This is a genomic window from Alkalicoccobacillus porphyridii (assembly GCF_007293315.1).
Taxonomy (GTDB): domain Bacteria; phylum Bacillota; class Bacilli; order Bacillales; family Bacillaceae_D; genus Alkalicoccobacillus; species Alkalicoccobacillus porphyridii.
Genome location: NZ_VLXZ01000064.1, coordinates 1 through 399, shown reverse-complemented (window position 1 = coordinate 399; position 399 = coordinate 1). Strand labels below are relative to the sequence as shown.

Sequence of the window (399 nt, the reverse complement as noted above, 5' to 3'; positions counted from 1 at the left end):
AGTGTTCATCCCACGTTCAATACCGTCATGCATCACTTGCCAGATACGGGCAAAACCGGCGTCAATTTCCGCTTTGCTGCGCAGCGCTAGCTCGTTGTGCATCATCAGACCAGATATAGACAGGCCGTTGTAATCACACATTTTCAGCAGTTCACCTGCTGAGTGGAAATCGTAAGGTACGGACGTTTCGACATCGTGCGACAGGCCGAAGTGTTCTTCTTCGACAATAAACCCGCCGCCGACAGAGTAATAGGTTTTACTTAATAGCTCTTCCTGTCCCTTCCAGGCAGTGATCCGCATTCCGTTCTCATGGCGAGGCAACATTTCGGGATGGAAGATAATGTTCTTTGCTACAGGAAAATCAACAATATGCGCACCAGATGCCACTGGCAGCCGCCC

At 50.1% G+C, this 399-nt stretch carries 1 protein-coding gene; it reads right to left on the bottom strand.

All coding sequences use genetic code 11. The features are described from left to right. On the bottom strand, window positions 1-387 hold a 387-nt coding region (locus FN960_RS23530), incomplete at its 3' end, for a serine dehydratase beta chain (protein WP_368854054.1). Window positions 388-399 lie beyond the last annotated feature (12 nt).